This is a genomic window from Arthrobacter sp. zg-Y895, from assembly GCF_020731025.1.
Classification (GTDB): Bacteria; Actinomycetota; Actinomycetes; order Actinomycetales; family Micrococcaceae; genus Arthrobacter_B.
On record NZ_JAJFZY010000003.1, the window covers coordinates 156,441 to 182,480 of the forward strand.

At 64.5% G+C, this 26,040-nt stretch carries 23 protein-coding genes; 11 read left to right on the forward strand and 12 right to left on the reverse strand.

Annotated elements, in window-relative coordinates:
- Window positions 1-66 precede the first annotated feature (66 nt).
- The 5 genes from LJ760_RS02465 to LJ760_RS02485 all read right to left on the reverse strand — a co-directional run bounded on the left by LJ760_RS02465 (window position 67) and on the right by LJ760_RS02485 (window position 6,140).
- Entirely contained in the window at window positions 67-462 is a 396-nt protein-coding gene (locus LJ760_RS02465) for a DUF779 domain-containing protein (RefSeq protein ID WP_227918918.1), read from the reverse strand.
- A complete protein-coding gene (gene adhP, locus LJ760_RS02470) occupies window positions 462-1,481 on the reverse strand; it encodes an alcohol dehydrogenase AdhP (protein ID WP_227918919.1) in 1,020 nt (339 codons plus the stop codon). Before adhP ends, LJ760_RS02465 begins: the two co-directional genes overlap by 1 nt.
- Window positions 1,482-1,563: 82 nt before the next feature.
- Window positions 1,564-3,087 (reverse strand): acetaldehyde dehydrogenase ExaC, encoded by a 1,524-nt coding sequence (gene exaC / locus LJ760_RS02475; RefSeq protein WP_227918920.1) that lies wholly within the window; start codon window positions 3,085-3,087, stop codon window positions 1,564-1,566.
- A gap of 102 nt (window positions 3,088-3,189) precedes the next feature.
- Window positions 3,190-4,554 carry a GAF domain-containing protein gene (locus LJ760_RS02480; RefSeq protein WP_227918921.1) on the reverse strand — a complete coding sequence of 455 codons (1,365 nt, stop codon included), beginning with the start codon at window positions 4,552-4,554 and terminating at the stop codon, window positions 3,190-3,192.
- A 164-nt stretch (window positions 4,555-4,718) separates the two neighbouring features.
- Window positions 4,719-6,140, reverse strand: a complete 1,422-nt coding sequence (locus LJ760_RS02485) for an FAD-dependent oxidoreductase (RefSeq protein WP_227918922.1) — start codon at window positions 6,138-6,140, stop codon at window positions 4,719-4,721.
- Between the two features lie 189 nt (window positions 6,141-6,329).
- On the opposite strand from LJ760_RS02485, the gene rarD reads away from it, so the two are divergent.
- Both rarD and LJ760_RS02495 read left to right on the forward strand, forming a co-directional pair.
- Window positions 6,330-7,424, forward strand: coding sequence for an EamA family transporter RarD (gene rarD / locus LJ760_RS02490; RefSeq protein WP_442860640.1), 1,095 nt, complete (start codon window positions 6,330-6,332; stop codon window positions 7,422-7,424).
- 202 nt (window positions 7,425-7,626) lie between these two features.
- Entirely contained in the window at window positions 7,627-9,369 is a 1,743-nt protein-coding gene (locus LJ760_RS02495) for an HNH endonuclease signature motif containing protein (RefSeq protein WP_227918924.1), read from the forward strand.
- A 31-nt stretch (window positions 9,370-9,400) separates the two neighbouring features.
- Here LJ760_RS02495 and gabT read toward each other — a convergent pair whose 3' ends face one another.
- Both gabT and LJ760_RS02505 read right to left on the reverse strand, forming a co-directional pair.
- Window positions 9,401-10,756: a 4-aminobutyrate--2-oxoglutarate transaminase gene (gabT, locus tag LJ760_RS02500; RefSeq protein WP_227918925.1), complete on the reverse strand. Its 1,356-nt coding sequence runs from the start codon at window positions 10,754-10,756 to the stop codon at window positions 9,401-9,403.
- Window positions 10,757-10,807: 51 nt separating this feature from the next.
- Window positions 10,808-12,238 (reverse strand): gamma-aminobutyraldehyde dehydrogenase, encoded by a 1,431-nt coding sequence (locus LJ760_RS02505; RefSeq protein ID WP_227918926.1) that lies wholly within the window; start codon window positions 12,236-12,238, stop codon window positions 10,808-10,810.
- A 146-nt stretch (window positions 12,239-12,384) separates the two neighbouring features.
- Here LJ760_RS02505 and LJ760_RS02510 point away from each other — a divergent pair, with 146 nt between their 5' ends.
- The 4 genes from LJ760_RS02510 to LJ760_RS02525 all read left to right on the forward strand — a co-directional run bounded on the left by LJ760_RS02510 (window position 12,385) and on the right by LJ760_RS02525 (window position 15,475).
- Window positions 12,385-13,794 (forward strand): PucR family transcriptional regulator, encoded by a 1,410-nt coding sequence (locus LJ760_RS02510; protein WP_227918927.1) that lies wholly within the window; start codon window positions 12,385-12,387, stop codon window positions 13,792-13,794.
- A 9-nt stretch (window positions 13,795-13,803) separates the two neighbouring features.
- On the forward strand, window positions 13,804-14,433 hold the full coding sequence (locus LJ760_RS02515) for a putative glycolipid-binding domain-containing protein (RefSeq protein WP_227918928.1): 630 nt from the start codon (window positions 13,804-13,806) through the stop codon (window positions 14,431-14,433).
- A gap of 117 nt (window positions 14,434-14,550) precedes the next feature.
- Window positions 14,551-14,979 (forward strand): hypothetical protein, encoded by a 429-nt coding sequence (locus tag LJ760_RS02520; RefSeq protein WP_227918929.1) that lies wholly within the window; start codon window positions 14,551-14,553, stop codon window positions 14,977-14,979.
- On the forward strand, window positions 14,963-15,475 hold the full coding sequence (locus tag LJ760_RS02525; RefSeq protein ID WP_227918930.1) for an HIT family protein: 513 nt from the start codon (window positions 14,963-14,965) through the stop codon (window positions 15,473-15,475). Before LJ760_RS02520 ends, LJ760_RS02525 begins: the two co-directional genes overlap by 17 nt.
- Window positions 15,476-15,542: 67 nt before the next feature.
- On the opposite strand, the gene LJ760_RS02530 is transcribed toward LJ760_RS02525, so the two are convergent.
- From LJ760_RS02530 to LJ760_RS02540, 3 genes are read right to left on the reverse strand one after another with little or no spacing between them, the layout of a single operon-like run.
- On the reverse strand, window positions 15,543-16,598 hold the full coding sequence (locus LJ760_RS02530; protein ID WP_227918933.1) for a polyprenyl synthetase family protein: 1,056 nt from the start codon (window positions 16,596-16,598) through the stop codon (window positions 15,543-15,545).
- Window positions 16,599-16,647: 49 nt separating this feature from the next.
- Entirely contained in the window at window positions 16,648-17,976 is a 1,329-nt protein-coding gene (locus tag LJ760_RS02535) for a geranylgeranyl reductase family protein (protein WP_227918935.1), read from the reverse strand.
- Entirely contained in the window at window positions 17,973-18,683 is a 711-nt protein-coding gene (locus LJ760_RS02540) for a demethylmenaquinone methyltransferase (RefSeq protein WP_227918937.1), read from the reverse strand. Before LJ760_RS02540 ends, LJ760_RS02535 begins: the two co-directional genes overlap by 4 nt.
- Window positions 18,684-18,803: 120 nt before the next feature.
- Here LJ760_RS02540 and LJ760_RS02545 point away from each other — a divergent pair, with 120 nt between their 5' ends.
- From LJ760_RS02545 to LJ760_RS02565, 5 genes are all read left to right on the forward strand, one after another.
- Window positions 18,804-20,153 (forward strand): isochorismate synthase, encoded by a 1,350-nt coding sequence (locus tag LJ760_RS02545; RefSeq protein ID WP_227918939.1) that lies wholly within the window; start codon window positions 18,804-18,806, stop codon window positions 20,151-20,153.
- 187 nt (window positions 20,154-20,340) lie between these two features.
- The gene (locus LJ760_RS02550) at window positions 20,341-21,120 is read left to right on the forward strand and encodes a basic amino acid ABC transporter substrate-binding protein (protein ID WP_227918947.1); all 780 of its coding nucleotides are present in this window, start codon (window positions 20,341-20,343) and stop codon (window positions 21,118-21,120) included.
- A gap of 170 nt (window positions 21,121-21,290) precedes the next feature.
- Entirely contained in the window at window positions 21,291-22,079 is a 789-nt protein-coding gene (locus LJ760_RS02555) for a basic amino acid ABC transporter substrate-binding protein (protein ID WP_227918948.1), read from the forward strand.
- A gap of 73 nt (window positions 22,080-22,152) precedes the next feature.
- Window positions 22,153-22,938 carry an amino acid ABC transporter permease gene (locus LJ760_RS02560; protein ID WP_227918949.1) on the forward strand — a complete coding sequence of 262 codons (786 nt, stop codon included), beginning with the start codon at window positions 22,153-22,155 and terminating at the stop codon, window positions 22,936-22,938.
- Between the two features lie 5 nt (window positions 22,939-22,943).
- Entirely contained in the window at window positions 22,944-23,693 is a 750-nt protein-coding gene (locus LJ760_RS02565) for an amino acid ABC transporter ATP-binding protein (protein WP_227918950.1), read from the forward strand.
- A 182-nt stretch (window positions 23,694-23,875) separates the two neighbouring features.
- Here LJ760_RS02565 and LJ760_RS02570 read toward each other — a convergent pair whose 3' ends face one another.
- Together LJ760_RS02570 and menD are read right to left on the reverse strand one after the other, a co-directional pair.
- Complete coding sequence (locus LJ760_RS02570) at window positions 23,876-24,070, reverse strand: helix-hairpin-helix domain-containing protein (RefSeq protein WP_227918952.1); 195 nt, start codon at window positions 24,068-24,070, stop codon at window positions 23,876-23,878.
- 66 nt (window positions 24,071-24,136) lie between these two features.
- The gene (gene menD / locus LJ760_RS02575) at window positions 24,137-25,909 is read right to left on the reverse strand and encodes a 2-succinyl-5-enolpyruvyl-6-hydroxy-3-cyclohexene-1-carboxylic-acid synthase (RefSeq protein ID WP_331460699.1); all 1,773 of its coding nucleotides are present in this window, start codon (window positions 25,907-25,909) and stop codon (window positions 24,137-24,139) included.
- Window positions 25,910-26,040 lie beyond the last annotated feature (131 nt).

A 26,040-nucleotide genomic window follows, 5' to 3' on the forward strand; every position in this document is an offset into this window, starting at 1 on the left:
AAGTTCCGTCCACTGCACCCTACCGTTCAAAACGGCAGGTTCAACAGCCAGCTTACTATTTGGATCCTAGTCAAGCAGACGGGACCGGATGAGAAAGCGTTTACCCTCGGGTGCTTCCACGGAAAACCCACTTCCCCGTCCGGAGACAACATCCACGGTCAGATGGGTGTGCTTCCAGTACTCAAACTGCTCACGCGACATCCAGAACTCCAGTTCCTCCCCCGCCAGGTCGAAGACCCCCAGAAGGACGTCGGCATCCGAAGTCAGGAACTCCCCCTTCGGAAAGCACATGGGCGAGGACCCGTCACAGCAGCCCCCGGACTGGTGGAACATCAGCGCACCGTGGACGGGCCGTAGCCGCAGCAGCAGGGCCTGTGCCTCCGGCGTCAGCGCCACCCGGGAAAAACTCTCTCCGGGCAGTGCGGCAGCCGCCTCCAGCCCGGGGGCAAGCGAAGAATCCATCAGTATCCAATCACTACACGGCCGTCGATGCGGCCTTCTCGAAGTTCCGTCATCACATCATTGATCTCTTCCAGATTGCGGACGGTGATGTTGGGGTGGATCAGTCCGCGGTCGTAGAAGTCGATTGCCTCCGCCAGGTCCTGGCGCGTCCCCACAATCGACCCCCGGATGGTGAGGCCCTTGAGCACAGTGTCAAAGATAGGAGCCGGAAAGTCTCCCGGCGGCAACCCGACAAAGACAATCGTTCCGCCGCGCCGGGCCATGCCGATGGCCTGTCCGAAGGCTGTCGGATGCACCGCGGTGACAAGTATTGCGTGTGCACCGCCGATCTTTTCCTGGATAACCTCCGCCGGGTCCTCGGTGCGCGCATTGACCACAACCTCGGCTCCGTACCTCGTTGCCAGCTCCAGCTTGTCATCTGCGATATCCACGGCGGCGACGCGCAGTCCCATGGCAATGGCGTACTGCACTGCTACGTGTCCCAGCCCGCCTATGCCGGAGATGACGACCCACTGACCGGGCCGTGCCTCGCTGACTTTCAGTCCTTTGTAGACCGTGACGCCTGCGCAGAGGACCGGAGCGATTTCCTGCGGATCGGCCCCTTCAGGGATGCGCGCCGCAAAACGCGCATCTACCAGCATGTACTGGCCGAAGGAGCCGTCCACGGAGTAACCACTGTTCTGCTGCTGCTCACACAGGGTTTCCCAGCCGGTCCGGCAGTACTCGCATACACCGCAGGCGTAGGCGAGCCAGGCGTTGCCCACCATGTCGCCCGGGTGCAGGTCGGTGACCCCTTCACCGACCTGCACCACCTCACCTACCCCCTCGTGGCCGGGGATGAACGGCGGAGTCGGCTTTACGGGCCAGTCACCGTCTGCGGCATGGAGGTCCGTATGGCATACACCTGTCGCCACCAGCTTGACGAGCGCCTGGCCCGGACCTGGTTCAAGCACCGCCATTTCCTCGATGGAGAGGCCTTCACCGAGTTGGTTCACTACTGCTGCCTGCATGCTGGCCATGGGGTTCTCTTTCCATCAGCGGTTTAGGGGAATTCCAGTGGAAAGCGAGTGACACCCAAGCCTAGGCAGGTCGGGGTACCGCTTAGAAGAACCCCTGCTTGTTTTCCGCGTAGCTGACCAGCAGGTTCTTGGTCTGCTGGTAGTGGTCCAGCATCATGGCATGGTTCTCGCGTCCGATGCCGGAGGACTTGTAGCCGCCGAAAGCGGAATGGGCAGGATAGGCGTGGTAATTGTTCACCCATACCCGGCCGGCCTGGATATCGCGTCCTGCCCGGTAGGCGGTGTTGCCGTCCCGGGACCAGACACCGGCACCAAGGCCGTACAGCGTGTCATTGGCGATGGCCATGGCCTCCCCGTAGTCGGAGAACCGGGTCACGGAAACCACCGGACCGAAGATTTCCTCCTGGAAGATGCGCATGTTGTTGGTGCCCTCGAAAACGGTGGGCTGGACGAAGAAGCCGCCGGCAAGGTCGCCGTCGAAGTGGGCTCGCTCGCCTCCGGCGAGGACCCGTGCACCCTCCTGCTTGCCGATATCCAGGTAGGAGAGGATCTTCTCCAACTGGTCGTTGGACGCCTGGGCGCCCACCATGGTGTTGGTATCGAGGGGATTGCCCTGGATCATCTGGGCCGTGCGGGCCAGTGCGTCCGCCATGAAGGAGTCATACATGGAGTCCTGGACCAGCGCACGGGACGGGCAGGTGCAGACCTCGCCCTGGTTCAGCGCGAACATGTTGAAGCCTTCGAGCGCCTTGTCGTAGAACGAGTCATCGGCGGCGGCGACGTCGGCGAAGAAGATATTCGGGCTCTTGCCGCCCAGCTCGAGGGTGACCGGAATCAGGTTCTGGCTGGCGTACTGCATGATCAGCCGGCCCGTGGTGGTCTCACCGGTGAAGGCGATCTTCCGGATCCTGTTCGAGGATGCCAGGGGTTTGCCGGCTTCCACCCCGAAGCCGTTCACCACGTTCAGCACGCCGGCCGGCAGCAGGTCCGCGATGAGCTCCATCAGGACCAGGATCGACGTCGGCGTCTGCTCAGCGGGCTTCAGCACGATGGCGTTGCCTGCCGCCAGCGCCGGAGCCAGTTTCCAGACGGCCATCAGGATGGGGAAGTTCCACGGAATGATCTGTCCCACAACTCCCAGCGGCTCGTGGAAGTGGTAGGACGTGGTGTTGTCGTCGATCTGGGAGATGCCGCCCTCCTGGGCGCGGATGGCGCCGGCGAAGTAGCGGAAGTGGTCGACGGCCAGCGGCAGGTCGGCGGCCAGGACTTCCCTGATCGGTTTGCCGTTGTCCCAGGTTTCGGCGACGGCGAGCATTTCGAGATTCGCTTCGATCCGGTCCGCGATGCGGGTCAGGACCAGGGCCCGTTCGGCCACGGCAGTCTTGCCCCAGGCCCCGGCGGCCTTGTGCGCGGCGTCCAGCGCGAGATCGATGTCAGCCGATGTACCGCGGGCCACTTCACAGAATGGGCGGCCGTTGATCGGCGAAATGTTCTCGAAGTACTGTCCCTTGACCGGGGCCACCCATTCGCCGCCGATCCAGTTCTCGTAGCGCGGTTTGAAGGTGACTTTCGATCCTTCGGTGCCTGGCTGTGCGTAAACGGTCATTTTGCGCTCCTTGTGCGTTCGACGTCGGTGTCGGTTGCGGACATCCCCGAGGCTACGGAGCGCAACGTTGCAAGCAGGTTGCAACGAGAGGTTTGTGCCTTTTTAGGCCAGGTCCCGTTCGATCCGTTCCAGGGCAGCGATGACGGCTGCCCTGCGGGGTGAGCGCGGCGGAAGGACGCGCAGGGCAAGCTGCCATGCCTCGGCGTCGTGCTCTGCCTCCGGCAGGTGCAGGTACTGGAGCAGGGTGTCGGCACCGGCGTCTGAGAGCATGGCCTGGCGCAGTACGGCAGAGACCTCGGTCCGCAGCCGGACGACGGCGGGCGCCTCAGAGCGCGGCAGCACCGGTCCGCCGTACCTCCGCAGGGCCAGCCGGTAGGCGCCGTGTTCCAGGAACCCCAGGACCTGTGCGGCGTCCACTTCGAGCGGACGCGACAGGCGGTAGGGGCGGGAGCGCGGCACCAGCGGCTCCGTTCCGGCGGCCACGCCTTCCATGAGGTTGCGCAGGCGCAGCATCTCGGCGCGCACCGTACCTGTCTGTCCGCCGTCGGGGTAGGCAAGCGAGGCCAGTTCCTCGGCCGTCAGCCCGCCCGGATGCAGCGCCAGCACGGCCAGCAGTTCGCCGTGGCGGGAACTGAGTTCCACCGGCCTGCCATTGATGTGCAGGACGGCCCGGTCCCGGCCGAGCAGCTCCAGGCTTTCCGTGGAGCCGGGGACCGGCGGCGGGGGCTTCCGGCGGGCACGACGGCGCAGCGGAGCTCCGGAGGTTGTGGGGGATCCGTTACGGGTATCCCGGCGGGCCTGCAGCCGCTGGACCTGGAGCCGGGCTTCGGCGGCAGCGACAGCTGCCCGGACAAGGGCGAGCGTATGCGGAGCGACGGCTTCGGGGCCGCCGGTAACGTCCACGACGCCCAGCACGGAACCGGTATCCGGGTCATGCACGGGCACGGCGGTGCAGCTCCAGGAGTGCACGAGCCTGCTGAAATGCTCCGGTCCGGCAATCTGCACGTCGGCCCCTGTGGCGAGGGCGGTTCCGGGGGCACTGGTGCCTACCGTTCGTTCGGACCAATCCGCGCCGGGCAGGAACAACATGCCTTCCGCGCGGCGGCGCAGGGCAGCGTCGCCGTCGACCCAGAGCAGGCGGCCCAGTTCATCGCCTACGGCCACCAACAGCCCGGAGTCCTCTCCGGGCTCCACGAGCAGGCGGCGGATTACCGGCATCACGGCAGCGAGCGGATGCGCGGCACGGTAACGGTCCAGGGCGGCGTCGTCGAACACCAACTCGGGACGCGAAACGTCCGGGTCCGAGTGGTGCTGCAGCGAACGCTGCCAGGACTCCCGGATGGAAGGCCTAAGCCGCTCCAGCCAGCCGGTTCCGACACCGAGCGACTCGTGGGCCCGGACGGCGTTGCGAAGCAGCGCCTCCGCCGGTATCCGCGGCAGGACACCGGACTGCCCGTTCTGGGCCAAACCTTCATTTCGCGCCGCAATGCGCACGGCCCCCGCCTATCCACGCTGATAAACGGACAACGTCGCCAAAATGGACGTTGTCCGGTTAGGGAACACACCTTGCTGGATATGCTCCCATGCGCGGACCGGCGGAGGCCAGAGAAACTACGGGTTGCTGATTACGACTACTCGCCGCGGGAGATACGGGTCATTTCCTCGCGGTCGACCACCTTGACACGCTCACGGACGAGTTCGCCCGTCAGCGGTTCGGGGTGGATGTAGGAGGCGCCGAGGCTGCGCTCATAAGCATCCAGTTTCAGCCAGCCCTCCCAAGTGGTGTACTTGACGCCGCGTTCTTCCAGCAGCTCAATGATCGACGACGGGTCCGGGTGCGTGGCGGCCGGCAGGTTCAGCCGGTCCTCGAGCAGGAAGCCGATGGTCTCCAGCGCGTCGCCCTTGGTGTGGCCGATCAGGCCCACGGGTCCGCGCTTGATCCAACCGGTGGTGTAGATGCCCGGCACCGGAGCGCCGTCTTCATTGATGACGCGGCCGCCCTCGTTGGGGATCACGCCGCGCTGCTCGTCGTAGCCGACTTCGGGCAGCTCGGAGCCGAAGTACCCGATGGCCCGGTAAACGGCCTGGACCGGGTAGTCGACAATCTCGCCGGTGCCGCGGACGTTCCCGGTGCCGTCCAGCTCGGTCCGCTCGAACTTCATACCGGCGACCTTGCCCGGATCCGCGGGATCGTCATAGATCTCCACGGGGCTGTGCAGGAAGTGCAGGTGCAGGCGGCGGGAAGCTCCGGTGTCCTGTTCCTCCACCAGCCAGTTGGTGAGGGTGTTGACCATGGTCTTGGTCTGGTTGTTGGTGCGGATCTGCTCGTCGGAGCCTTCGTCGAATTCGAAGTCCTCGGGGTACAGGACAATATCGACATCGCGCGAATGCGAGAGTTCGCGAAGTTCCAGCGGCGTGAACTTCACCTGTGCCGGTCCGCGGCGGCCGAAGATGTGCACATCGGTGACCGGGGACTTCTTCAGGCCCTCGTAGACGTTGGTCGGAATTTCCGTGCTGAGCAGGTCATCTGCGTGCTTGGAAAGGATGCGGGCGACGTCGAGGGCTACGTTGCCGTTGCCGATCACAGCCACTTCCTTGGCGTCCAGCGGCCATTCGCGCGGAACATCAGGATGCCCGTCATACCAGGACACGAATTCCGCACCGCCGAAGGAGCCTTCCAGGTCGACGCCGGGCACGTTCAGCGGGGCGTCTTTGATGGCGCCCGTGGCAAAGATGATGGCGTCATAGAAGTGGCGGAAGTCTGCCAGCGTCAGGTCGCGGCCGTAGTTGACGTTGCCGAGGAACCGGATGTCCCCGCGGTCCAGCACCTTGTGCAGGGCGTTGACGATGCCCTTGATCCGGGGATGGTCGGGAGCCACACCGTAGCGGATGAGCCCGTAGGGCGCGGGGTACTGGTCGAAGAGGTCAATGCTGACCTCGAAGTCCCGCTCGGCTTTGGTAAGGATGTCGGCGGCGTAAACACCGGCGGGGCCTGCGCCGATAATGGCGACCCTCAAAGGACGCTGGGCGCTGTCCGCGGCAGGGTTAGTCACTGATAGTCCTTCTTCTCTTCTGAGCTTCTGGGTGCGCAATTAACACACAGTTATTTATTCTAAATGCCGGGTTCGCCACCGTCTAAACGGCTCGAAAAAACGGGTGCGGGAGGCCTCGGGAATACGCACAGGTGCAGGCGCGTTAAGCTGTGCGTGCCTTTCTCAAAGCCTGTCCCCGCCCTCCGCGGCATCCGTACCGCTATGCCCGGCGAGGGCGTCGGCGCGACCTCGGGTCCGTCCGCCGGTTCGTCCGGGGCGCCAGGTGCGCCGGATCAGTCGGCTGCTCCGTCGTCGTCCGGGCCTGCGGGGACGGGACCGTCGTCGTCCGGGCCTGCGGGGACGGGACCGTCGTCGTCCGGGCCTGCGGGGACGGGACGCGAGAACCTTCCCGGCATCCTCTTCGGAATTGGTGCGTACGGGCTCTGGGGTCTGCTTCCGCTCTATTTCATGGTCCTCAAGCCCGCCGGTGCGGTGGAAATCGTTGCCAACCGTGTTGTCTGGTCACTGGTGTTCTGCGCGATCCTGCTCTCCGTCATGCGGGCCTGGAAGCCGATGCTTGCCGCTGGACGGAACCCCCGCACAGTAGGAACCCTGGCGGGTGCTGCCCTGCTGATCGCCGTGAACTGGCTGACGTATTCCTGGGCCGTGTTGAACGAGCACGCAGTGGAAGCAGCGTTGGGCTACTTCATTAACCCGATCGTGTCGGTGCTGCTCGGCGTGCTGGTGCTCAAGGAAAAACTGCGTCCGCTCCAGTGGGCGGCCATGGCAGTGGGTTTCATTGCCGTTCTGGTCCTGGCTTTCGCGTACGGAACCGTGCCGTGGGTGGCTCTGGCCCTGGCCTTCAGCTTCGGGTTCTACGGCTTGGTCAAGAAGGGCATCGGCTCGCGTGTTGACGCAGTTTCGAGCCTGACGATTGAAACGGCCGTGCTCACACCTATTGCAGTCGGCGTGATGATCTGGCTTTCCATGACCGGAGCGGCCACGCTGACTACCAACGGTGCCGGGCATCTCTGGCTTCTGGTCGCCTCCGGCATCATCACTGCCGTACCGCTGATCTTCTTTGGGGCGGCTGCACGCCGCCTGCCGCTGTCCACCGTGGGACTGCTGCAGTATCTGGCGCCTACCCTGCAGTTCATCCTGGCCCTGACCGTGTTCAAGGAAGCGATGCCGCCCGAGCGCTGGGCGGGCTTCGGCCTCGTCTGGCTCGCACTGGTGATGCTGACCGTCGATATGATCGGCGGCCCCCGCCGCAATCGGCGGCTGCGTGCTGCGGCGGCTGTCTAGGGGTTAGTCCGGCGACGCAGATGTTCTAACGACTAGTCCTCCCCCGTCCTAACCACACCGACGATGCTAGATCCGGTCTGCGTGGTTATAGGGCGGGCGACTAGTCCTCCCCCGCTTCACCCTGGGCAGCGCGTCTTGATTGTTGTCCCCAATCCGGGGCCCTACCGGACCATCAGTCGCTCTGCCGCGGCAGCCTTGTTGCATGACTTCGGAAACTTTGAGCGAGTTGCAGCTACCGGCGGAATTCTCCGTCGCTACAACAGGTGTGAGCCTGATGCAGCGTGCCGAATCGCTCGTCGCGGAAGCCCGTGACCTCGGTGAAGACGCGACTGAGGCCTGGGATCTTCTAGGTTTTCAGGACGCGGTGGATTTCGCTGCGGCCGTTGAAGGTATTTCACGCGTTACGGACTACCTGAAGCTGGTCGCAGCCGCGGCCATCGATCGGCAGAGACCCGCTCAGACGTTTGGCGAGGGCGATCTGCGGGAGTTCCGGAGTACTCCGGACTTCATGCGAGCCCGCCTTCGAATCTCACGCGCCGAAGCGCGCCGCCGGCTGTCGCTCGGTTCAGCTGTCCTTCCCGCAACCACTGTCACAGGCGAGAGTCGCCCACCCGCGTATCCGCGGTTGGCTGAGGCTTGTGCTGATGCCGCCCTCGCTGCAACAGATGCTGATGTGATCGCACACGCGTTGGAAGAAGCGCTTCCGCGTATGGAACCACAGGCTCTCGACGCCATGGAAAAGCAGCTCACTGATATCGGTTCCCATCAGGACCATGATTTTCTCGTTCGTACGGCGAAGCATTGGACCGCTTTGCTGGACCAGGACCGGCCACCTAGCGAGGAAGAGCTCGTCCGGTTCCAAGGGATCTTCCCTGGACGACGCCGAAATGGATTGAACCATCTCCACATTTACTGCACCGACGAACAGCACGAAGCACTCACCACCCTGATGAACAGCGCCTCCAATCCGCGGGTGAACGGCCAGGAAGGTACCAACCGCGGCGCCCCGGAATCAGACCGCAAGACGGAACCGGGCTGTGCGACTGAGCCGGGCTGCGCGATCCAGCGAGGCTGCGCAACCGAACCGGGCCGCGCGACCGAGCCGGACCGCGCGGCCGAACCCGGTAGCACTCAGCCCGAGCGCCACATTCCTGCGGAGGGAGCTTTTACACCCGCAGCAGCGGGACAGGATTCACCTCCGCACCCCCATATCCTTGACCGGCTGCCCAGGCCCACCCGCCCGCAACTGCTGTTGGAGGGGCTGCTCGCCGCTGTCCGCACTGCTCTGGCTTCCGGGGGGCTGCCCGCTTCCGGGGGTATGCGTCCTCAAGTTATGGTCACTATCAGTCATGACGCCCTCTTGCTGGGGCTGACGAACCCAACAGGCGGGCCGGGCGCGAGGAACCGCAGGATCCGCGGGGATCGCGCAGACGGACCACATTCCGCCAGCGGTCCGGATAACAGGAACACCGAAACATCGCATTCTCCGTCGCCCGGCATCGCTGCCTTCTCGGGACCAATCGACACCCGGGCTGTCCGGCGCATAGCCTGCGACGCGGATTTGATTCCGGTAGTCCTGGGATCCAAGGGACAGGTGCTGGACCTGGGCCGGGCGGCACGACTTTTCCCTCCCCACCTGCGGAAGGCCCTGCACGCCCGCGACCGAGGCTGCGCTTTCCCCGGATGTACAGTTCCGGGACCTTGGACCGAAGCGCACCATGTCACCTTCTGGGAACGGGGTGGAGACACCAGCATCGGGAACGGGGTGCTGCTGTGTTCCTTCCACCACCACTTGATCCATCAGGGCAACTGGCACGTATCAATGCAGGCGGGCATTCCCTGGTTCCGGCCGCCGGCTTACGTGGATCCGGAGCGCAGACCGCTGCGGAACACCTACTTCCACCCTGGGTTCCCGGCCTCTGGCGGGACCGCAAACGGAACCTGACGCCTCACCGCAAGGACCTTCCATGACGGCATCAGCTCCGGGCGCGGACGGCGGTCTCCAGAACCTCCAGTGCATCAAGCAGGAGCTCATCGCCAATGGTCAGCGGCGGCAGCAGCCGAATGACGTTCCCGTAGGTTCCGCAGGTCAGCACGATGACACCTTCCTGCAGGCACGCCGCTGCGACAGCTTTGGCCGCCTCGGCGTCGGGCGTTCGAGACCCGGGGCGAACGAATTCCATGGCGAGCATGGCCCCGCGTCCACGGACATCGCCAACGACGCCGCCCTCGACCACAAGTGCCTCCAGTCTTGGCCGGACGAGCTCCTCGATGTGCCGCGCCCGCCCGGCCAGGTCCTGCGAAACCATGGTGTCCATCGCCGCCAGCGCAGCTGCGCAGGCTACGGGATTGCCGCCGTAGGTGCCTCCCAGACCTCCGGGGTGGACGGCGTCGAGCAATTCCGCCCGTCCCGTGACGGCCGAGAGCGGCAGCCCGCCGGCAATCCCCTTTGCCATGGTGATCAGGTCGGGAACTACCCCCTCGTGCTGTACCGCAAACCATTCACCCGTACGGCAGAAACCGGACTGCACCTCGTCCGCGATGAAGACCACACCGTTGGCCTGCGCCCACTCCGCGAGCCGCGGCAGGAAGCCCTCCGCAGGAACAATGAATCCCCCCTCTCCCTGAATCGGTTCAATGAGGAGCGCGGCAAGCTGGTCCGCGCCGATCTGCTTCTCGATGGCCAGGATGGCCCGGTCCGCAGCCTCCGCGCCGGTAAGGTTCGGGTTCTCTTCACGGAACGGATAGCTCATGGGCATCCGGTAGATCTCCGGCGCGAACGGTCCGAACCCTGTCTTGTAGGGCATGGCCTTGGCCGTCAACCCCATGGTGAGGTTGGTGCGGCCGTGGTAGGCGTGGTCGAAAGCCACTACTGCGTCGCGCCCGGTAGCCGAGCGGGCAATCTTCACGGCGTTCTCCACCGCTTCGGCACCGGAGTTGAACAGCACGGTCCGTTTTTCGAAGTCCCCCGGAGTCACGGCAGCAAGACGTTCGGCGACGGCCACATACCCCTCGTAGGGCGTCACCATGAAGCACGTGTGCGTGAAGTGCTCCACCTGTTCCTGCACGGCGGCGACAACGGCTGGATCAGAGGCACCCACGCTGGTCACGGCGATGCCCGAGCCCAGGTCAGTGAAGGCATTGCCGTCCACGTCCACGATGATGCCGCCGTCGGCATCAGCGGCATACACGGGAATGCTCGAGGCAACACCCTTCGCAACAACTGCGGCACGCCGCGCCTCCAAGGCTGCAGACTTCGGGCCCGGGAAAGTGCCGGTAATCCGGCGTCGCTGTTCGATGCGGTAACTCGGGGTGGTGAGGGAGATGCTCATGGGATTGCCTTTCGAAAATACTGCCTGAGGAACAGGGTTCGGATGCCGGGGCTAGGCGTCCAACGCGCTCATGACGTGCTTAATGCGGGTGTAGTCTTCCACGCCGTACATGGAGAGGTCCTTGCCGTAACCGGAGCTCTTGAAGCCTCCGTGCGGCATTTCGGCGGTGAGCATGATGTGCGTGTTGATCCAGACCGCTCCGAAATCCAGGTCCCGTGACAGGCGCATGGCCCGGCCGTGGTTCGTGGTCCAGACGCTGGAGGCAAGAGCGTATTCGACGTCGTTGGCCATTTCCACGGCCTGCTCCTCGTTGTCGAACTTCTGCACGGTGATGACCGGGCCGAAGGTTTCCTTCTGCACCACGTCGTCGTCTTGGCGGGCACCGGTGATGACGGTGGGTTCGAAGAAGAAGCCCTTGGACCCTGCCCTCCGCCCGCCGGTCTCCACACGGCAATGCGCGGGCAGAGCTTCGATCACGGCATTCACAGCGTTGAAGTGGTTGATGTTGTTCAGCGGACCGAAGTAGTTTTCCTCGTCGTTGTCGCTGCCGGTCTTCAGCTCCTTGGCCGCAGCCACCAGCTTGTCCACCAGTGCGTCATGCACGGAATCCTCCACCAGAACGCGGGTGATGGCGGTGCAGTCCTGGCCGGCATTAAAGAACGCGAATTCGGCAATGGCCGTGGCGGTCCGGTCCAGGTCTGCGTCTGCAAATACGACTGCAGGGGCCTTCCCGCCGAGTTCCAGGTGGGCCCGTTTGAGGGTCTTTGCCGCACCGGAGGCCACGGCGATGCCTGCCCGCACGGACCCGGTGATGGAAACCAGGCCGGGCACGGGGTGTTCAACCATCAGCTCACCGGTGGCACCGGTCCCCAGGACCACGTTGAACACGCCGGCAGGGAAGATATCTGCCGCAAGACGGGCCAGGACCAAGGTGGATTCGGGGGTGGTGTCGGAAGGCTTGAGTACCACCGTGTTTCCGGCGGCAAGCGCCGGACCGATTTTCCAGACCGCCATCAGCAGCGGGTAGTTCCAGGGAGCTACTTGGGCGACGACGCCGATCGGCTCGCGGCGGATGAAGGAGGTAAAGCCTTCCATGTACTCTCCGGCGGATTTTCCCTCCAGAAGCCTGGCCGCGCCGGCAAAGAAGCGGAGCTGATCCGCCCCGACGGCCACTTCTTCTGCGGCAATCAGTGAGCGAACCTGACCCGTATTGCGGTGCTGGGCTTCCACCAATTCGTCGGAATGGGCTTCAAAGGCATCCGCCAGACGAAGCAGCATGCGCTGGCGTTCGCTGGGAGTGGTGCGCTTCCACGTACGGAACGCTGCCGCGGCTGCGTCCATGGCTGCGTCGACGTCCGCCTGCACGGATACGGGCGACACGGCAACCACTTCACCGTTGGTTGGATTAACGACATCCAGCACATCGGTTCCCCGGGACGGGACAAACTCGCCGTTAATGAAGTTCTGCAGTGTCTCAGCCATGCCGGACGTCCTTTCGGGGCGGGCGGGTGCGTATTCGATTACCCCAAACCTACTGTGAAGCGCAGGTCACACATACGGCCGCATGCACAGCCTTATGGGGAAGATGCAGTGCGATCGCATAAAAGTCCGCGGTCTATAGTGGTGCAATGTCGATCACACTCTCGGACCTGCTGGCGGCGGGCGGGTTGGAACTGACGCGCCACGGGTCGGCTCCCCTTTCTCCACGGCCTATTCAGTGGGTCGCTGTGACCGAGCTGGAGGATCCCTCTCCGTTCCTCGGCGGCGGAGAGGTGGTTCTGACTACGGGTTTGCGGCACGGCAGCAGTGCGGCCCAGCAACGCTTCGTGCAAAGCGTGGAGCGGGCCGGAGCGCTGGGGATCGGTTTCGGCACCGGCCTCAGCCACGCCTCGGTGCCGGCTCCCCTGCTCGCTGAGGCGGACCGACTCGGCATGCCCGTCTTCGAGGTCCCCTACGGCACACCGTTCATGGCTCTGGGAAAGCTGGTTGCGGATTCCCTCTCCGCCCAGCACGTCGCCCAGCTGCATCAATTGCTTTCAGGCCATCAAGTGCTGGCAGAGGCGCTGCTCAGCGGCAAGGGACTGCCACGGCTGCTGGCACAACTCTCCCGACTTGTAGAGGCCGACGTTGCCCTCTTCCAATACGGCGCACCGGTCTTTGCCACCTCCGACCCCGATCCTTCCTGGCGGCGGATCCCTGTCCCCACCGGAATGCGGGACCGTTGCACCTTGGCCATTGCCGAACCGTCTGTACAACCGGACATCATTGCCTACGCGCAGAGCCTTATCGGCGTGGAGCTGAGCAACCAGGCCGCCAGGCGGGCCAGCAGCAGGGCCGTCACCGGCCAGCTCCTGGGTGACGTTGTGGATGGCCGGCTCGCAGGTCAGGACGCTGCTGTGAGGCTGCAGGCAGCGGGTATTGACTCGGACCTGCGGCAAGCCGTGCTTCTCGTGGAAGTAGCGTCCGGCCAGATCCGCACCCTGCCCACTCTCCCGCTGCCGGCCGGATTCAACGGCGCACCTACGGCCCTTCATGAAAACCGGCTGGCTTTGGTGGTTCCCGCTGCCGATGCGAACGAGCTGGCCGCTGAGTTGAGCGCGTATCTCTTTGGAGCCGGGCTGACGGCAAAGGTGGGGATAGGCGGTTCATACACCGAAACAGCAGGGCTGCGCTGGAGTTATTACGAGGCACGGGAGGCCCTCCGCAACGGTGCAGCAGTGAACGAACCCGACCGTTTGAACCTCACGTCCCTGCTGATGGCCAGCCGCGATGTTCCACTATCGGATCTGGCAGCCGAAGCCCTGGACCCTCTGGTCGCCTTCGACAACAGGCACGGCGCGCAACTGATCCCTACCCTGGACACCTACCTGCTCCTGAATGGATCCGTGGCCGCCGTCGCCGCGGATCTTGGCCTGCACCGCAACACCGTCCGCTACCGCCTTGCACAAATTGCCGAGCTGACCGGATACGACCCGGCGGTGACCGCCGACCGGGTACACCTGTACCTTGCGCTAAACGTCCGACGCTTGGGCGGTTAACCTGTAGGGATGACTACCACCGCGCAGGCCAGGACCGTCCACTGGCAGGGACAGGACGATCCGGAGCGTACGGACACGGCAGTGGTCTCCTTTCGTGACCGGGAACTCGCCGCAGCCGGCACCTCTGTCACCGCCGGATACCGGGCGTCCTGGACACTGTCTACCATCCCGGGGTGGGTCACCCGGCGGCTGACGGTAGAGGTGACGGGGAAGGGCTGGTCCCGGAGCCTGGAGCTCGAACGCAGCACCGAGGGCAGATGGAGCGCGGAGACAACCACGTCCGGGCTCACGGACCTGCCCGCCCCCGGAATCGCCGACCCGCGCAGCCTCGACGAAGCCCAGGACTGTGACCTCGGGCTGTGCCCGCTGACTAACACCATGCCGATCCTGCGGCTGGACCTGCTGAACGATTCCGCTCCCCCGGATGAGACACAGCTGACAATGGCCTGGGTGGAAATGCCCAGTCTGCGGGTCCTGCCCAGCAAGCAGGTGTATTCACAGGTGCGGGCCTATTCCCCTGACCCGGGCCACGCCGTCGTCCTCTACAGCTCCGCCAACCGTGGGTTCACCGCCGAACTCACCGTCGACGCCGACGGCATGGTCATCGACTATCCCGGACTGGCGACGCGTCTGCCCTAGGCTCCAAGGGTCTAGGGCTCCAGACCCCAGACCCCGCAAAGGCTCCCCTCGTCCGGACCGGCTCCGTGTCCCGGCTAGGATTGGAATACATCCACTCAACGCACGCTTGGAGACCACATGAGTGAAATTTTCCTGGATCGGTTCCGCGCCTTGGTCCCCAAGTACCTTGAGGACAACTGGCGGGAAGAGGACGGCATCCCCGAACGGGAGCTCGATTCGATGCTGGCCGCCCACGATTTCAACATCCCGCTGGTACTGCGTGAGTTCTACCTCGCCCTCGGCGGATGCGAAGACCTGATGGAGGCCTTCCACTTCTTCTGGGATCCGGACGAGCTGGAGATCGAAGACGGCTACCTGCTCTTCCTCGAAGATGAGGACGAGAAGTTTGTCTGGGGCATTCGTGCCGACCAGCTGGACGTTCCGGACCCCATCGTGTGGCGACGCAATAACGCGCGCGGTGACTGGCAGAGCGAAGAAGGCACCCTGAGCGAGTATGTCCTGGACATGTTCGAGTGGATCTTCGAAGAGGATGAAGACGAGGACTGAGCCGTCGATGAAGGACGTTTTCCGCGAAGCAGCTTGGAAAAGCCACGCGCCGGACGGGTATGAGTGCCCGTTCTGCGACATGGCGACAGGCGAATTCCGATATCCCGGAAACCTCTGCGAGCCCGGGGACCTGATCTACTCCGATGAGCTGGTGCTTGCGTTCATTGCTTCACACGGTTTTGATCCTGAACCGGGCCACGTCCTCGTCACACCGCGTCGGCACTACGAACTGCTCTATGAGCTGCCCGACGACGTCGCGGCGCGGATCATGCTCGTGACCCGGGATATGGCAGTGGCCATCAAGAAGGCCTGGAACCCCGACGGCGTCACCACCCGGCAGCACAACGAGCCAGCAGGGAGCCAGCACGTGTGGCACTACCACCAGCATGTACTCCCTCGCTGGACGGACGACGGGCTCTACTTCACGCCCAAGCGGCCTATCGTGCCGCCCGCGGTCCGGGCCCGCAAGGCCGCCGAGCTGCGCGCGGTCCTGTAGCCGCAGTTCCAGCAGGAAACCTCAGCGGTCCGGGGAATCCCGGAAACTGCCGGCCCGGCAGCAGAACCTAGACCTCGCGGTTGACCACGGCGCGCGCAAAGGCGGCCAGGGCTTCCTTCACGACGGAGTCGGGCAGCGGTGCGAGGGCAGCTACGGCGTCTTCGGACCAGCTGCGTGCAACTTCCCAGGACTGATCCGTGACGGGGCTGCTGCGCAGGGCGGCTACGGCTTCGGCCAGCGCCTCGTCCGAGCTCAAGTCCCGTTCCACCAGTTCGAGCACGGCTGCGGCGTCGGCATCCCCGCCGGCTGCGGCACGTCGAAGCAGCAGCACGGGCAAGGTGGGAACGCCTTCGCGCAGGTCCGTGCCCGGCGTCTTCCCCGACTTCGCCTGCTTGCCGGTGACGTCAATGACGTCGTCGGCCAGTTGGAAGGCAATGCCCACCTTCTCGCCGTACTCAACCATGATGTCGATGGTTTCCTGGCCCGCACCGGAGAACAATGCACCGAACTGGCCGGAGGCGGCAATCAGAGATCCGGTCTTGTCCGCGATCACGGACAGGTAATGTTCGAGCGGATCCTGGCCTTCGGCAGGGCCGACGGTTTCGTGCAGCTGGCCCAGGCACAGCCGCTCGAACGTGTGTGCCTGGATAGCCAGCGCCGGGCCACCCAGGGCGGAGACCAGGCTGGAAGCCCGCGCGAAGATGAGGTCGCCGGTGAGCACGGCAACCGAGTTGCCCCACAGTTCATGCGCAGTCGGCGCTCCGCGCCGGTACGGTGCCTCGTCCATCACGTCGTCGTGGTAGAGCGTGGCAAGGTGCGTCAGCTCGACGACCACGGCGGACTGGATAACCTTTTCCGGCGCATCCTCGGCACCGAGATGGGAAGCCAGGAGGGTCAGGAGCGGACGGATCCGCTTGCCGCCGGCCTCCACGAGGTGCCGGGAGGTGACGTCGGCGAAGGGATCGGAGTTGGCTACAGCTTCGCGCAGCCGCAGTTCCACCTGCTCCAGGGATGCGGCCATTGACGGGCCAAGCCTCGGGTCCTCAGCCAGCAGGGCGAAGCCCGGCGGCAGTGCGGAGGTGCCCGGCACGGTTTCCGGGCTGGTGTTGGTGGATTCAGTCACTGTTCAAGACTCACTATTTGTCGGAACGGGTGGACAACAGGCATAGAGGTCACGGGTGCTGCGCGGGCTGCCGGGGAGTTATCGGCGTTCCTTGATTGCTTGCCGGCGGAACCAGCATTTCCAGTAAGGCAATCACTCTATCCTCTATGCCCTTGGAACTGCTGTCCGTCAGGTTAGCGAGCATACGCACCACGAAACGCATAAGCACGGGAATCGGCATTCCTGTGCGCAGTGCCAGTTTCATGACTGCGGGGCGGCCGATCATGGCGGCGAAAATGCGGCCGAGCGTGAAGTGGCTGCCCCATTCTTCCCGCACGTGGCCGGCATAGGCGCGCAGTTCGACGTCGAACGCGGCCCGCGAAGTGAGCAGGCCCGGTGCAAGTGCGGCCCCGGAGCCCTCGATGATGTGTTCAGCCGCAAAGCGCGCCGATTCCATGGCGTAGGAAATACCTTCACCGTTGAACGGGCTGACCATGCCGCCGGCATCGCCGAGCAGCAGCAGCCCCGGCGAATAATGCGGGGTGCGGTTGAAGCCCATGGGCAGGGCTGCTCCGCGGATCTCACCCACATGGTTTTCCGGGGTGAAGCCCCATTCTGCGGGCATGCCGGCGGTCCAGTCGCGCAGGACCTTGCGGTAGTCCAGCTTTCCGAATTCCTTGGAGGAGTTCAGGATGCCCAGGCCGACATTGGACGTTCCGTCTCCCACACCGAAGACCCACCCGTAGCCGGGCAGCGGATTGCCGGAGGCATCCGGAAGCTCCAGCCAGCCTTCCATCCAGTCGTCGTTGGTGCGCGGGCTCTCGAAGTAGGTACGCACGGCTACGCCCATGGGACGGTCGTCGCGTTTTTCGATGCCCACGCTCAGCGCGGTCCGGCTCGAGTTTCCGTCGGCAGCCAGGACGACGTCGGCGAAGAACTCCCGCCGTTCGCCGGTGCGCCTCCCGTTTTCATCCAGGATGTTGGCGACAGCACCTTCCACGCGTCCGTCGTCGCCGCGGATGGCAGAGACCACTGTGTGCCGCTCAAGGATCTTCGCTCCGGCAGCCTGCGCGTGGCGGGCAAGGGCCTCGTCGAAACCGAGACGGGTGCGGATCAGGCCGTAATCGGGGAAATCCGAGAGCGCAGGCCACGGCAGTTCCAGTGTCCGTCCGCCGGCAATCAGGCGTAGCCCCTTATTCCGGCGCCACCCTTCGGCTTCTTCGTGCGGCAGGCCCAGGAACTGGATTTCGCGCACGGCGCGGGGGGTCAGGCCGTCGCCGCAGACCTTTTCCCGCGGGAAGGCGGTCTTTTCGAGAACGGTGACATCCACCCCTGCAGAGGCGAGGTAGTACGCGGCTGTGGAGCCGGCGGGCCCGGCACCGACAATAAGGACCTTCACTTGGCCGGATGCCCTCCGGGCTTGACGGCGCGGTGCACAGCCACGATGCCGCCGGTCAGGTTGCGGTAGGCAACATCCTGCCAGCCGGTTTCCGCAATCCAGGCTGCCAGGCCGTCCTGGTTCGGCCATGCCCGGATGGACTCGGCGAGGTAGACGTAGGCATCGGGATTGGAGGCGACCTTGCGGGCGATCGAAGGAAGGGCACGCATCAGGTATTCGGTGTACATGGTGCGCCACACCGGAATGACCGGCGAGGAAAATTCCGCAATCACAAGGCGGCCGCCGGGCTTGGTTACCCGGAGCATTTCCGCCAGGGCCTTTTTCGGCTCGTTGACGTTGCGGAGACCGAAGGAGATGGTGGAGGCGTCGAAGGAGTTGTCCTCGAACGGGAGGTTGGTGGCGTCACCGGCAACGAAGTCGATGTCCGGGCGGCGGCGCTTGCCGACCTTAAGCATCCCGAGCGAGAAGTCGCAGGCGACGACGTCGATTCCGGCATCGGCGTAGGGCTCACTTGAGGTGCCGGTGCCGGCGGCCAGGTCCAGGACCCGCTGTCCGGGCACGGCTCCGACAGCGTCCACCACAATGCGGCGCCAGCGGCGCGTCTGCCCCAGGGACAGCACGTCGTTTACGACGTCGTATTTAGGTGCCACGTCATCAAACATGGCAGCAACTTCATCCGGGCGTTTTTCCAACGATGCGCGGTTCACTCTGTCATTGTCTCAAACAATGGGAGGGCCGCCGAACCGGCCGCGGCGCTGTCGTGTTGCTCTCAGCCACGGACCCCCGATATCCGGCAGGTACCTACGGCGGAGTAGTCTGGAACCACTATGACCACCCTGCGTTCTGTGACAGTGCCCGTCGGTGAGCTTTCCGCCGCCATGGGTCTCCTGGAGTATCTGGTTCTTGACGAGCAACTGTGCTGGATCCGGCGCCAAGAGGGGCTGGTCGGCTTTGGAGAAGCGGCCCGCTTCACTTCCAGCGGCCCCGAGCGCTTTGCGCGCGCACAGGATTGGTGGCGGTCCCTCCTTGCGGAAGCCGACGTCGAGGATCCTCTTGCCGCTCCCGGCACCGGCATCGTCGCCTTTGGTTCCTTCGCTTTTTCCAAACGCTCCCCCTTTGAATCCCGTCTGGTGGTTCCGGAAATCATCGTCGGGCTGCGCGACGGCGCCGGCTGGGTGACGTACACAACCGCGGATCCAGAAGCAGAACTAAATGCGGAGACCGCGAAGGCCGCCTTGGCCCGTTATCTGGACGATCTTCCGCTCTACCGGGAAAGCGATCCTGCCGACCGGGTCCTTCCGGGCATGCTGAGCGAATCGGAGTGGAAAAATGCCGTGGCGCGGTCGGTGGCCCATGTAGCAGCCGGCGATTTGAGCAAGATTGTCCTGGCCCGCGACGTTGCCGTGGAGTTGGGCAGCCCCCTCGTCGCTTCACAGGTACTCCGCGAACTGGCCGTGCGATACCGCGACTGCTGGACGTATTCGGTGGATGGGTTGATCGGGTCCACGCCCGAGATGCTGATAAAGGTCGAAAACGGCACCGCCGAGGCGCGCGTGCTGGCCGGAACACTGGACCGCGCTACTGCTCCTGCCGATGATCCCCACTACGCAAAGCGAGTGCTGGCCGGTTCCGCCAAGCAGCAGCACGAGCATCAAATTGCCATCGATTCCCTCACCCGGTCCCTTGAACCTTTCACCTCGTCGATGACTTCCCACACGGAGCCGTTTGTCCTCGAACTGCCGAACGTCTGGCACCTGGCCTCCGACGTCACTGCCGAGCTCGCACGGGATGCGGGCGGACTGATCCCCACGCCCCTGACGCTGGTCGAAGCACTGCATCCCACTGCCGCTGTCTGCGGCTTCCCCACCAGCGTGGCCGGCGAACTTATCAGTGAGCTTGAACACATGGACCGTGGCCCCTACTCCGGACCCGTCGGCTGGATGGACGCCGCCGGAAACGGTGAATGGGGTATCGCCCTGCGCGGCGCTGTGATCGAGAGCCCCACGGAAGTACGCCTTTATGCAGGCTGTGGAATTGTGGCCGGCTCCAATCCTGCGGCGGAACTAGAGGAAACCTGGAGCAAGTTCCGCCCCATGCTTGAGGCCCTGGGCCTGGACCGGCCCCGCGCCGTTCCGGTGCGTAACCCTGATTTCGCATCCTCTCCCGCCGGATCCTGAAGCCCCTTTACGCCTCCGTCGGAGACCGGCTGCATAACCGTTTGGTTCGTTGCATAAATTTACAGTGGGTAGAATAGAAACTCGGATCGTGCCTTCGTGGCCATTTCCGCCCTATGCCGCTCTGGAGACGGTTTGGTTTCCGCCTGCGGCCTCTTCTGTTCCTGCCGACCTAAGGTTCTGAATCGCAATGCCGCACAAAGCCCGCACCACTCTTGCCGCCCTCCTCGCCGTCGGAGCGTTGTCCCTGACCGCCTGCGGCGGAGGAGACGACTCCGCGGAGTCCGGTCTCACGACCGTCAACGAAGGCACCCTCACGGTGTGCTCCAACGTTCCCTTCAAGCCGTTTGAATACGTAGTGGACGGCGAGTTCACCGGCTTCGATATCGAGCTCACCCGCGAAATTGCCAAGGGCATGAGCCTCGAGCATGAAGTGCAGAACGTTGGATTCGACGGCCTGCAGAGCGGAACCGTACTGGCTGCCCGCCAGTGCGATGTGATTGCCGCAGCCATGTCCATCACCGATGAGCGGGCCGAGAAACTGGCATTTTCGGACCCGTACTATGACTCGCCGCAGACCCTCCTGGTTCCTGCCGATTCCCCAGTTGCCTCCCTGGCAGACCTCAAGGGCAAGAAGGTAGGGGTCCAGCAGGGCACCACCGGTGAGAGCTATGCGCGGGAAAATGCCGCCGACGCAGAAATCATGTCCTTCCAGACCGATGCGGAGCTGTTCCAGGGACTGCAGGCAGGAAACATTGATGCGGTTCTCCAGGACCACGCGGTAAACCAGGACCACACCGAGGACGGCAAGTTCCGGATTTCAGCGAGCTTCGAGACGGGTGAGTCCTATGGCTTCGCCATGAAGAAGGAAGGCAGCGAGGAACTGGTTTCGAAGGTGAATGAACAGCTTGCTGAGCTGCGGGAGAATGGGAAGTACCAGGAGCTCCATGACCGGTTCTTCACGAAGTAGCCGCACTGGGAACCGGGTGCCGCAGTAAGGCACGCCACGTGGGCTTCTATTTTACTGCCGACAGTGGCGGACACGTTACCGAAATATGGACTACGTACGCTCTAGACTGCATCCCAATACCCAGCTACGGGTGAGACTGCTCACACCGTCCGACGTAAGGTTGTAAACCAATGCCGCATAAAGCCCGCACCGCCGCCTTCACCTTTTTGGCCATCGGCGCCCTCTCGCTGACCGCCTGCGGCGGCGACGACGCCGGAGCCTCCGACGACGCTGCCAACGGATACAACCTGGTATCCGAAGGCACGCTGACGGTCTGCTCGGACATCCCGTACGTTCCGTTCGAGTATGAAGAGAACGGCGAATACACCGGTTTCGACATGGACCTGGTCAAGGAGATCGCGGCCGGGCTTGACCTTGAACTCGCAGTCCAGGACGCCGGGTTCGAGGGAATTGCCAGCGGCACCGTGCTCGCGGCGGGACAGTGCGACCTAGAGGCCAGCGCAATCACCATCACCGCGGAACGCGAAGAGGCCATGGGCTTCGCCGATCCGTACTATGACTCGCTGCAGTCGCTGCTGGTCCCCATCGACTCGGACATCAAGAGCATCGAGGACCTGGAGGGCAAGAAGCTCGGCGTCCAGGGAAACACCACCGGTGAGTCCTACGCCCGCGAGAATGCTCCCGGAGCCGAAATCGTGGCCTTCCCGAGCGATGCCGAACTTTTCCCGGCCATCCAGTCCGGTAACGTCGATGCTGTGCTCCAGGACCTTCCGGTGAACATTGGACACACGGAGGATGGCGAATTCACCATCGCCGAAGAGTATGAGACGGATGAGTCCTACGGCTTCGCCATGAAGAAGGACAACACCGAACTCATCTCCGCCGTCAATGAGCAGCTCGCTGAGCTGCGGGACAACGGCAAATACCAGGAGATCTACGACAAGTACTTCACCGAATAACGCCTAGACCACTGCGTCGTCCCGGGCCGGGTGCCCGGGACGACCCCTTTTCTTCCTTGGAAGGCTCCCCACTTTGAAACCCTCCACCCGCAGACGCCTGTTCCGGGGCGTCCTGTACGCCGTTTTCGTCATCGCGCTGGTAGCCGTAGTGCTGGCTGCCGATTGGGAAGCCATCGGCGAGAACTTCTTCGACGCCGAGGTGGCCCGTGAGGCCTTCCCGACCATCATCACGGTGGCGGTTAAGAACACGATTATCTATACCGTCATTGCTTTCGCGGGCGGGCTCCTCCTGGGCCTGCTGCTGGCCCTGATGAAGCTTTCCCCCGTAGCCCCGTACCGCTGGGCCGCCACGGCATACATCGAACTCTTCCGCGGACTCCCCGCACTGCTGGTGATCTTCGGGTTCGCCTTCGCCGTGCCGATCGCCTTCGACTGGCGTCCGCCGGGAGGCAGCGCAGGCGCAGGGCTCCTGGCCCTGATCATCGTTTCCGGCGCCTACATCGCCGAGACCATCCGTGCCGGAATCCAGGCAGTGCCCTCCGGCCAGGCCGAGGCTGCCCGTTCGCTGGGCATGGGTCCGACCTGGACCATGATTTCCGTGACCCTGCCCCAGGCCTTCCGGATCATCACGCCGCCGCTGACCAACGAACTGGTCATCCTGATCAAGGACACCTCGCTGCTTTTCATTGCCGGTATGGCGCTGCAGGACCGCGAGCTGACCACCTTTGCGCGTGACTCCGTGTCCCAGACCGCAAACGCCACACCCCTGGTGCTCGCTGCCCTGATGTACCTGATCATTACGCTGCCGCTGACCCAGCTGGTGGCAAAGCTTGAACGACACAACCAGAGAGGCAGGTAGCAGCCATGAGCGTCCCGAACACCAACGCCCCTGCCATCGAGGTCCGCAACCTTCACAAGTCCTTCGGAAGCAACGAGGTGCTGAAAGGCATCGACTTCCATGTAGACCAGGGCGAAGTGGTCTGCGTGATCGGTCCGTCCGGTTCCGGCAAGTCGACCCTGCTGCGCTGCGTCAACCGCCTGGAGGAGCCCACCAGCGGCACCGTCCTGGTGGAGGGCGTTGACATTACCGATCCCGACACGGACCTGGACAAGGTACGCACCCGGATCGGCATGGTCTTCCAGCAGTTCAACCTCTTCCCGCACCTGAACGTGCTGCGCAACCTGACCCTGGCGCAGCGCCGGGCGAAGAAGCGCGGCCAGGAGGAAGCCTCCAAGGTAGCCCTGAAGAACCTCGCCAAGGTGGGTCTGGAGGACCGTGCCACGGCCTTCCCCGCACAGCTGTCCGGCGGCCAGCAGCAGCGTGTGGCCATTGCCCGCGCACTGTCCATGGATCCGGACATGATGCTGTTCGACGAGCCCACCAGCGCCTTGGACCCGGAACTCGTTGGTGATGTTCTCGCCGTGATGCGTCAGCTTGCCGAGGAAGGCATGACCATGATGGTGGTGACCCATGAGATGGGCTTCGCCCGTGAAGTGGGCGACCGCGTTGTCTTCATGGACGGCGGCGTGGTGGTGGAGCAGGGACGTCCCGAAGATGTCCTGGGCAACCCGCAGCACGAGCGCACCCGGGCGTTCCTTTCCAAGGTTCTTTAACCCCGTTCCCCGTGCCGCCGGCCTATCGCAGGCCCGGGGGCCAAGACGGAAGCAACGCACCCGCCACCGCGGCCTGCACCTCCAAGGTGCAGGCCGCGCTGTGTTTCCCGGTGTTGGTTAGCCGGGCTTGGTTGCCTGATTGGTTGCCCGGATTGGTTATTCCGGCCAGCTTGGCGCAAGACTCAGCCCAGTGCGAGTCCGTATTCGTCCAGGGCCTGCGCTATGAGCCGCAGCGCCTTAGGACCCATGCCGTGCAGCGAGGCGAGTTCCGCGTGCGGGACCCCGGCCAGCTGGCGAAGTGAGTCGTAGCCCGCCTCGGCGAGGGCACGGGTAGCCGGCGCACCGATCTCCGGTAGGCCATCGAGCGGCGTAACCATGCGGCGACGCTACGCTTCGCCGACGCGGGCGTAAAGCCCTACCCGCGCAGCACTAACCCCGCAGCACTAGCTCCGCACCGCCGCCCCCACAGCCGACTGCACCTGCTGATGCAGGCCGCGCAGCGTCTCCCGTGCGGTGCGTACCTCCAGCACCGACCGTCCGTGAACCGGTTCGGCCAATGCGGCTTCGAGTTCGTCGGCCGAGCGGATCACTTGGTGCCGGACACCGTAGCCGCGGCACAGTGCGGCCAGATCGGCACGGTGCGGTGTCCCGAAGAAGCGTTCCACCAAGGCCGTGTACCGCGGGTCCTCCCCCAGTGCACCATGTTCTAGGACCGTGAAAATGCCGCCGCCGGAGTCGTTCAACACGATCATCTGCAGGTCCGGCTCGTCCTCCCCGTCTCCAAGGAGCAGGGCTCCGGCGTCGTGCAGGAACGTGAGGTCGCCCAGCAGCAGCCGGGTGGGAATGCCGTTGGCGAGCGCAATGCCCGTGGCCGTGGAAATGGTCCCGTCGATCCCGGCCAGGCCGCGGTTGGCGTACACGTCCAGCGGATGCCAGCCCGGAGAGGCAACCAGGTCCATGTCCCGGATGACGTTGGAGGAACCGAGTACCAGATTGGCGTCTGCAGCGTCCCACACCAGGTCCGCGACCTGCAGGCCCGTGAGCCCGGCCTGCTGTTCCAGCAGATTGTTCAGCGTGTTCATGGCCGCTTCCGAGGCCGTCCGCCACTGCTCAAGCCAGCCGGGCGCACCGGTTCCCGCGAACTCGAAGAGTCCGGGGATGTCGCTGATGATGGTTTCCGGTCGCCGTCCCTCGGTAAACCAGTTCACCGGCCGGGGCAGATAAAGGGCTTTTTCGACGTCGGTACGGGCCAGTAGTCCGGCGACCGGACGGGAGAGCGTGGGGCGGCCGAACACCACGATCCGTTCAATCATCGGGCCGAGTTCCGGCAGGAGCAGGCGGTACGCGCCCACGGCGTTGGGACCGAAGCGGGCGTTGGAGGACGGTTCCGCCAGCAGCGGCAACCCGGCATGCAGGGCAAAGAGCGCAGCAAGCTCTCCGGCGCCGTCGCCCGCCACCACCACGGTGCGGTGAACACCGGGGATCGGCGGATCGGCGGCAGGGACCCGGTCTTCCGCCGGAACCGGAGCGGAGGCAGGCAAAGCCTCCGGAACGGAATCGGATTCGAGGAACAAGGGGTCGGTTTCGCCGGGGGTCAGCGGCTCCCGGAACTGGAGGTTCACGTGCACCGGTCCCACCGGGATCCCGTTGCCAAGGCTGGCCAGAGCTGCGGAAATGGCTTCCGCAGGATCGGTGCCGGCCTCCACATCCGCAGCCGTCACAGGGAAGTGGGCAAAGAGGCCGGGCTGCACCGTGGTTTGGTTGGCACCGGTGCCGTGCAGCTCGGCCGGTCTATCCGCCGAGAGGACCACCAGCGGAACACCGGCATGGTGGGCTTCCATCACGGCAGGCATCAGTTCACCCACGGCAGTGCCCGACGTCGTCACGACGGCTGCGGGACGGCGCCCGCCGCGCGCCAGGCCGAGGGCAGTAAAGCCGGCAACCCGTTCATCAATCCGTACGTGCACCCGCATCCGGTCCTGCAGTTCCGCTTCCGCCAGCGCGTAGGCCAGCGGTGCGCTGCGCGATCCCGGGGCCAGGACGACGTCGCGCACTCCTGCGGATGCCAGGGCGGCGACGGCGGACCGGGCTGCCTGCAGGGAGCTCAATCCGGTCCGCGCCGCATCCGACAGGTCAGGGGTGCCTACCGCAGAGGAGCCGGAAGCAGGCGCCCCGGAGGCGGAGGACGGGTTGGGAGACTTCGAGGTTCCGTTCACTCTTCCATCCTAGGGTTCGGTGCATCCGGACCGTAGCGGCCGCATTGCAGGGTCGCTGGGCAGGGTGCTCCTGATCCAGGCTGCACGCCGAGCCGAATCCCTACTTTCAGAACTGGACATAATGCTTTGCC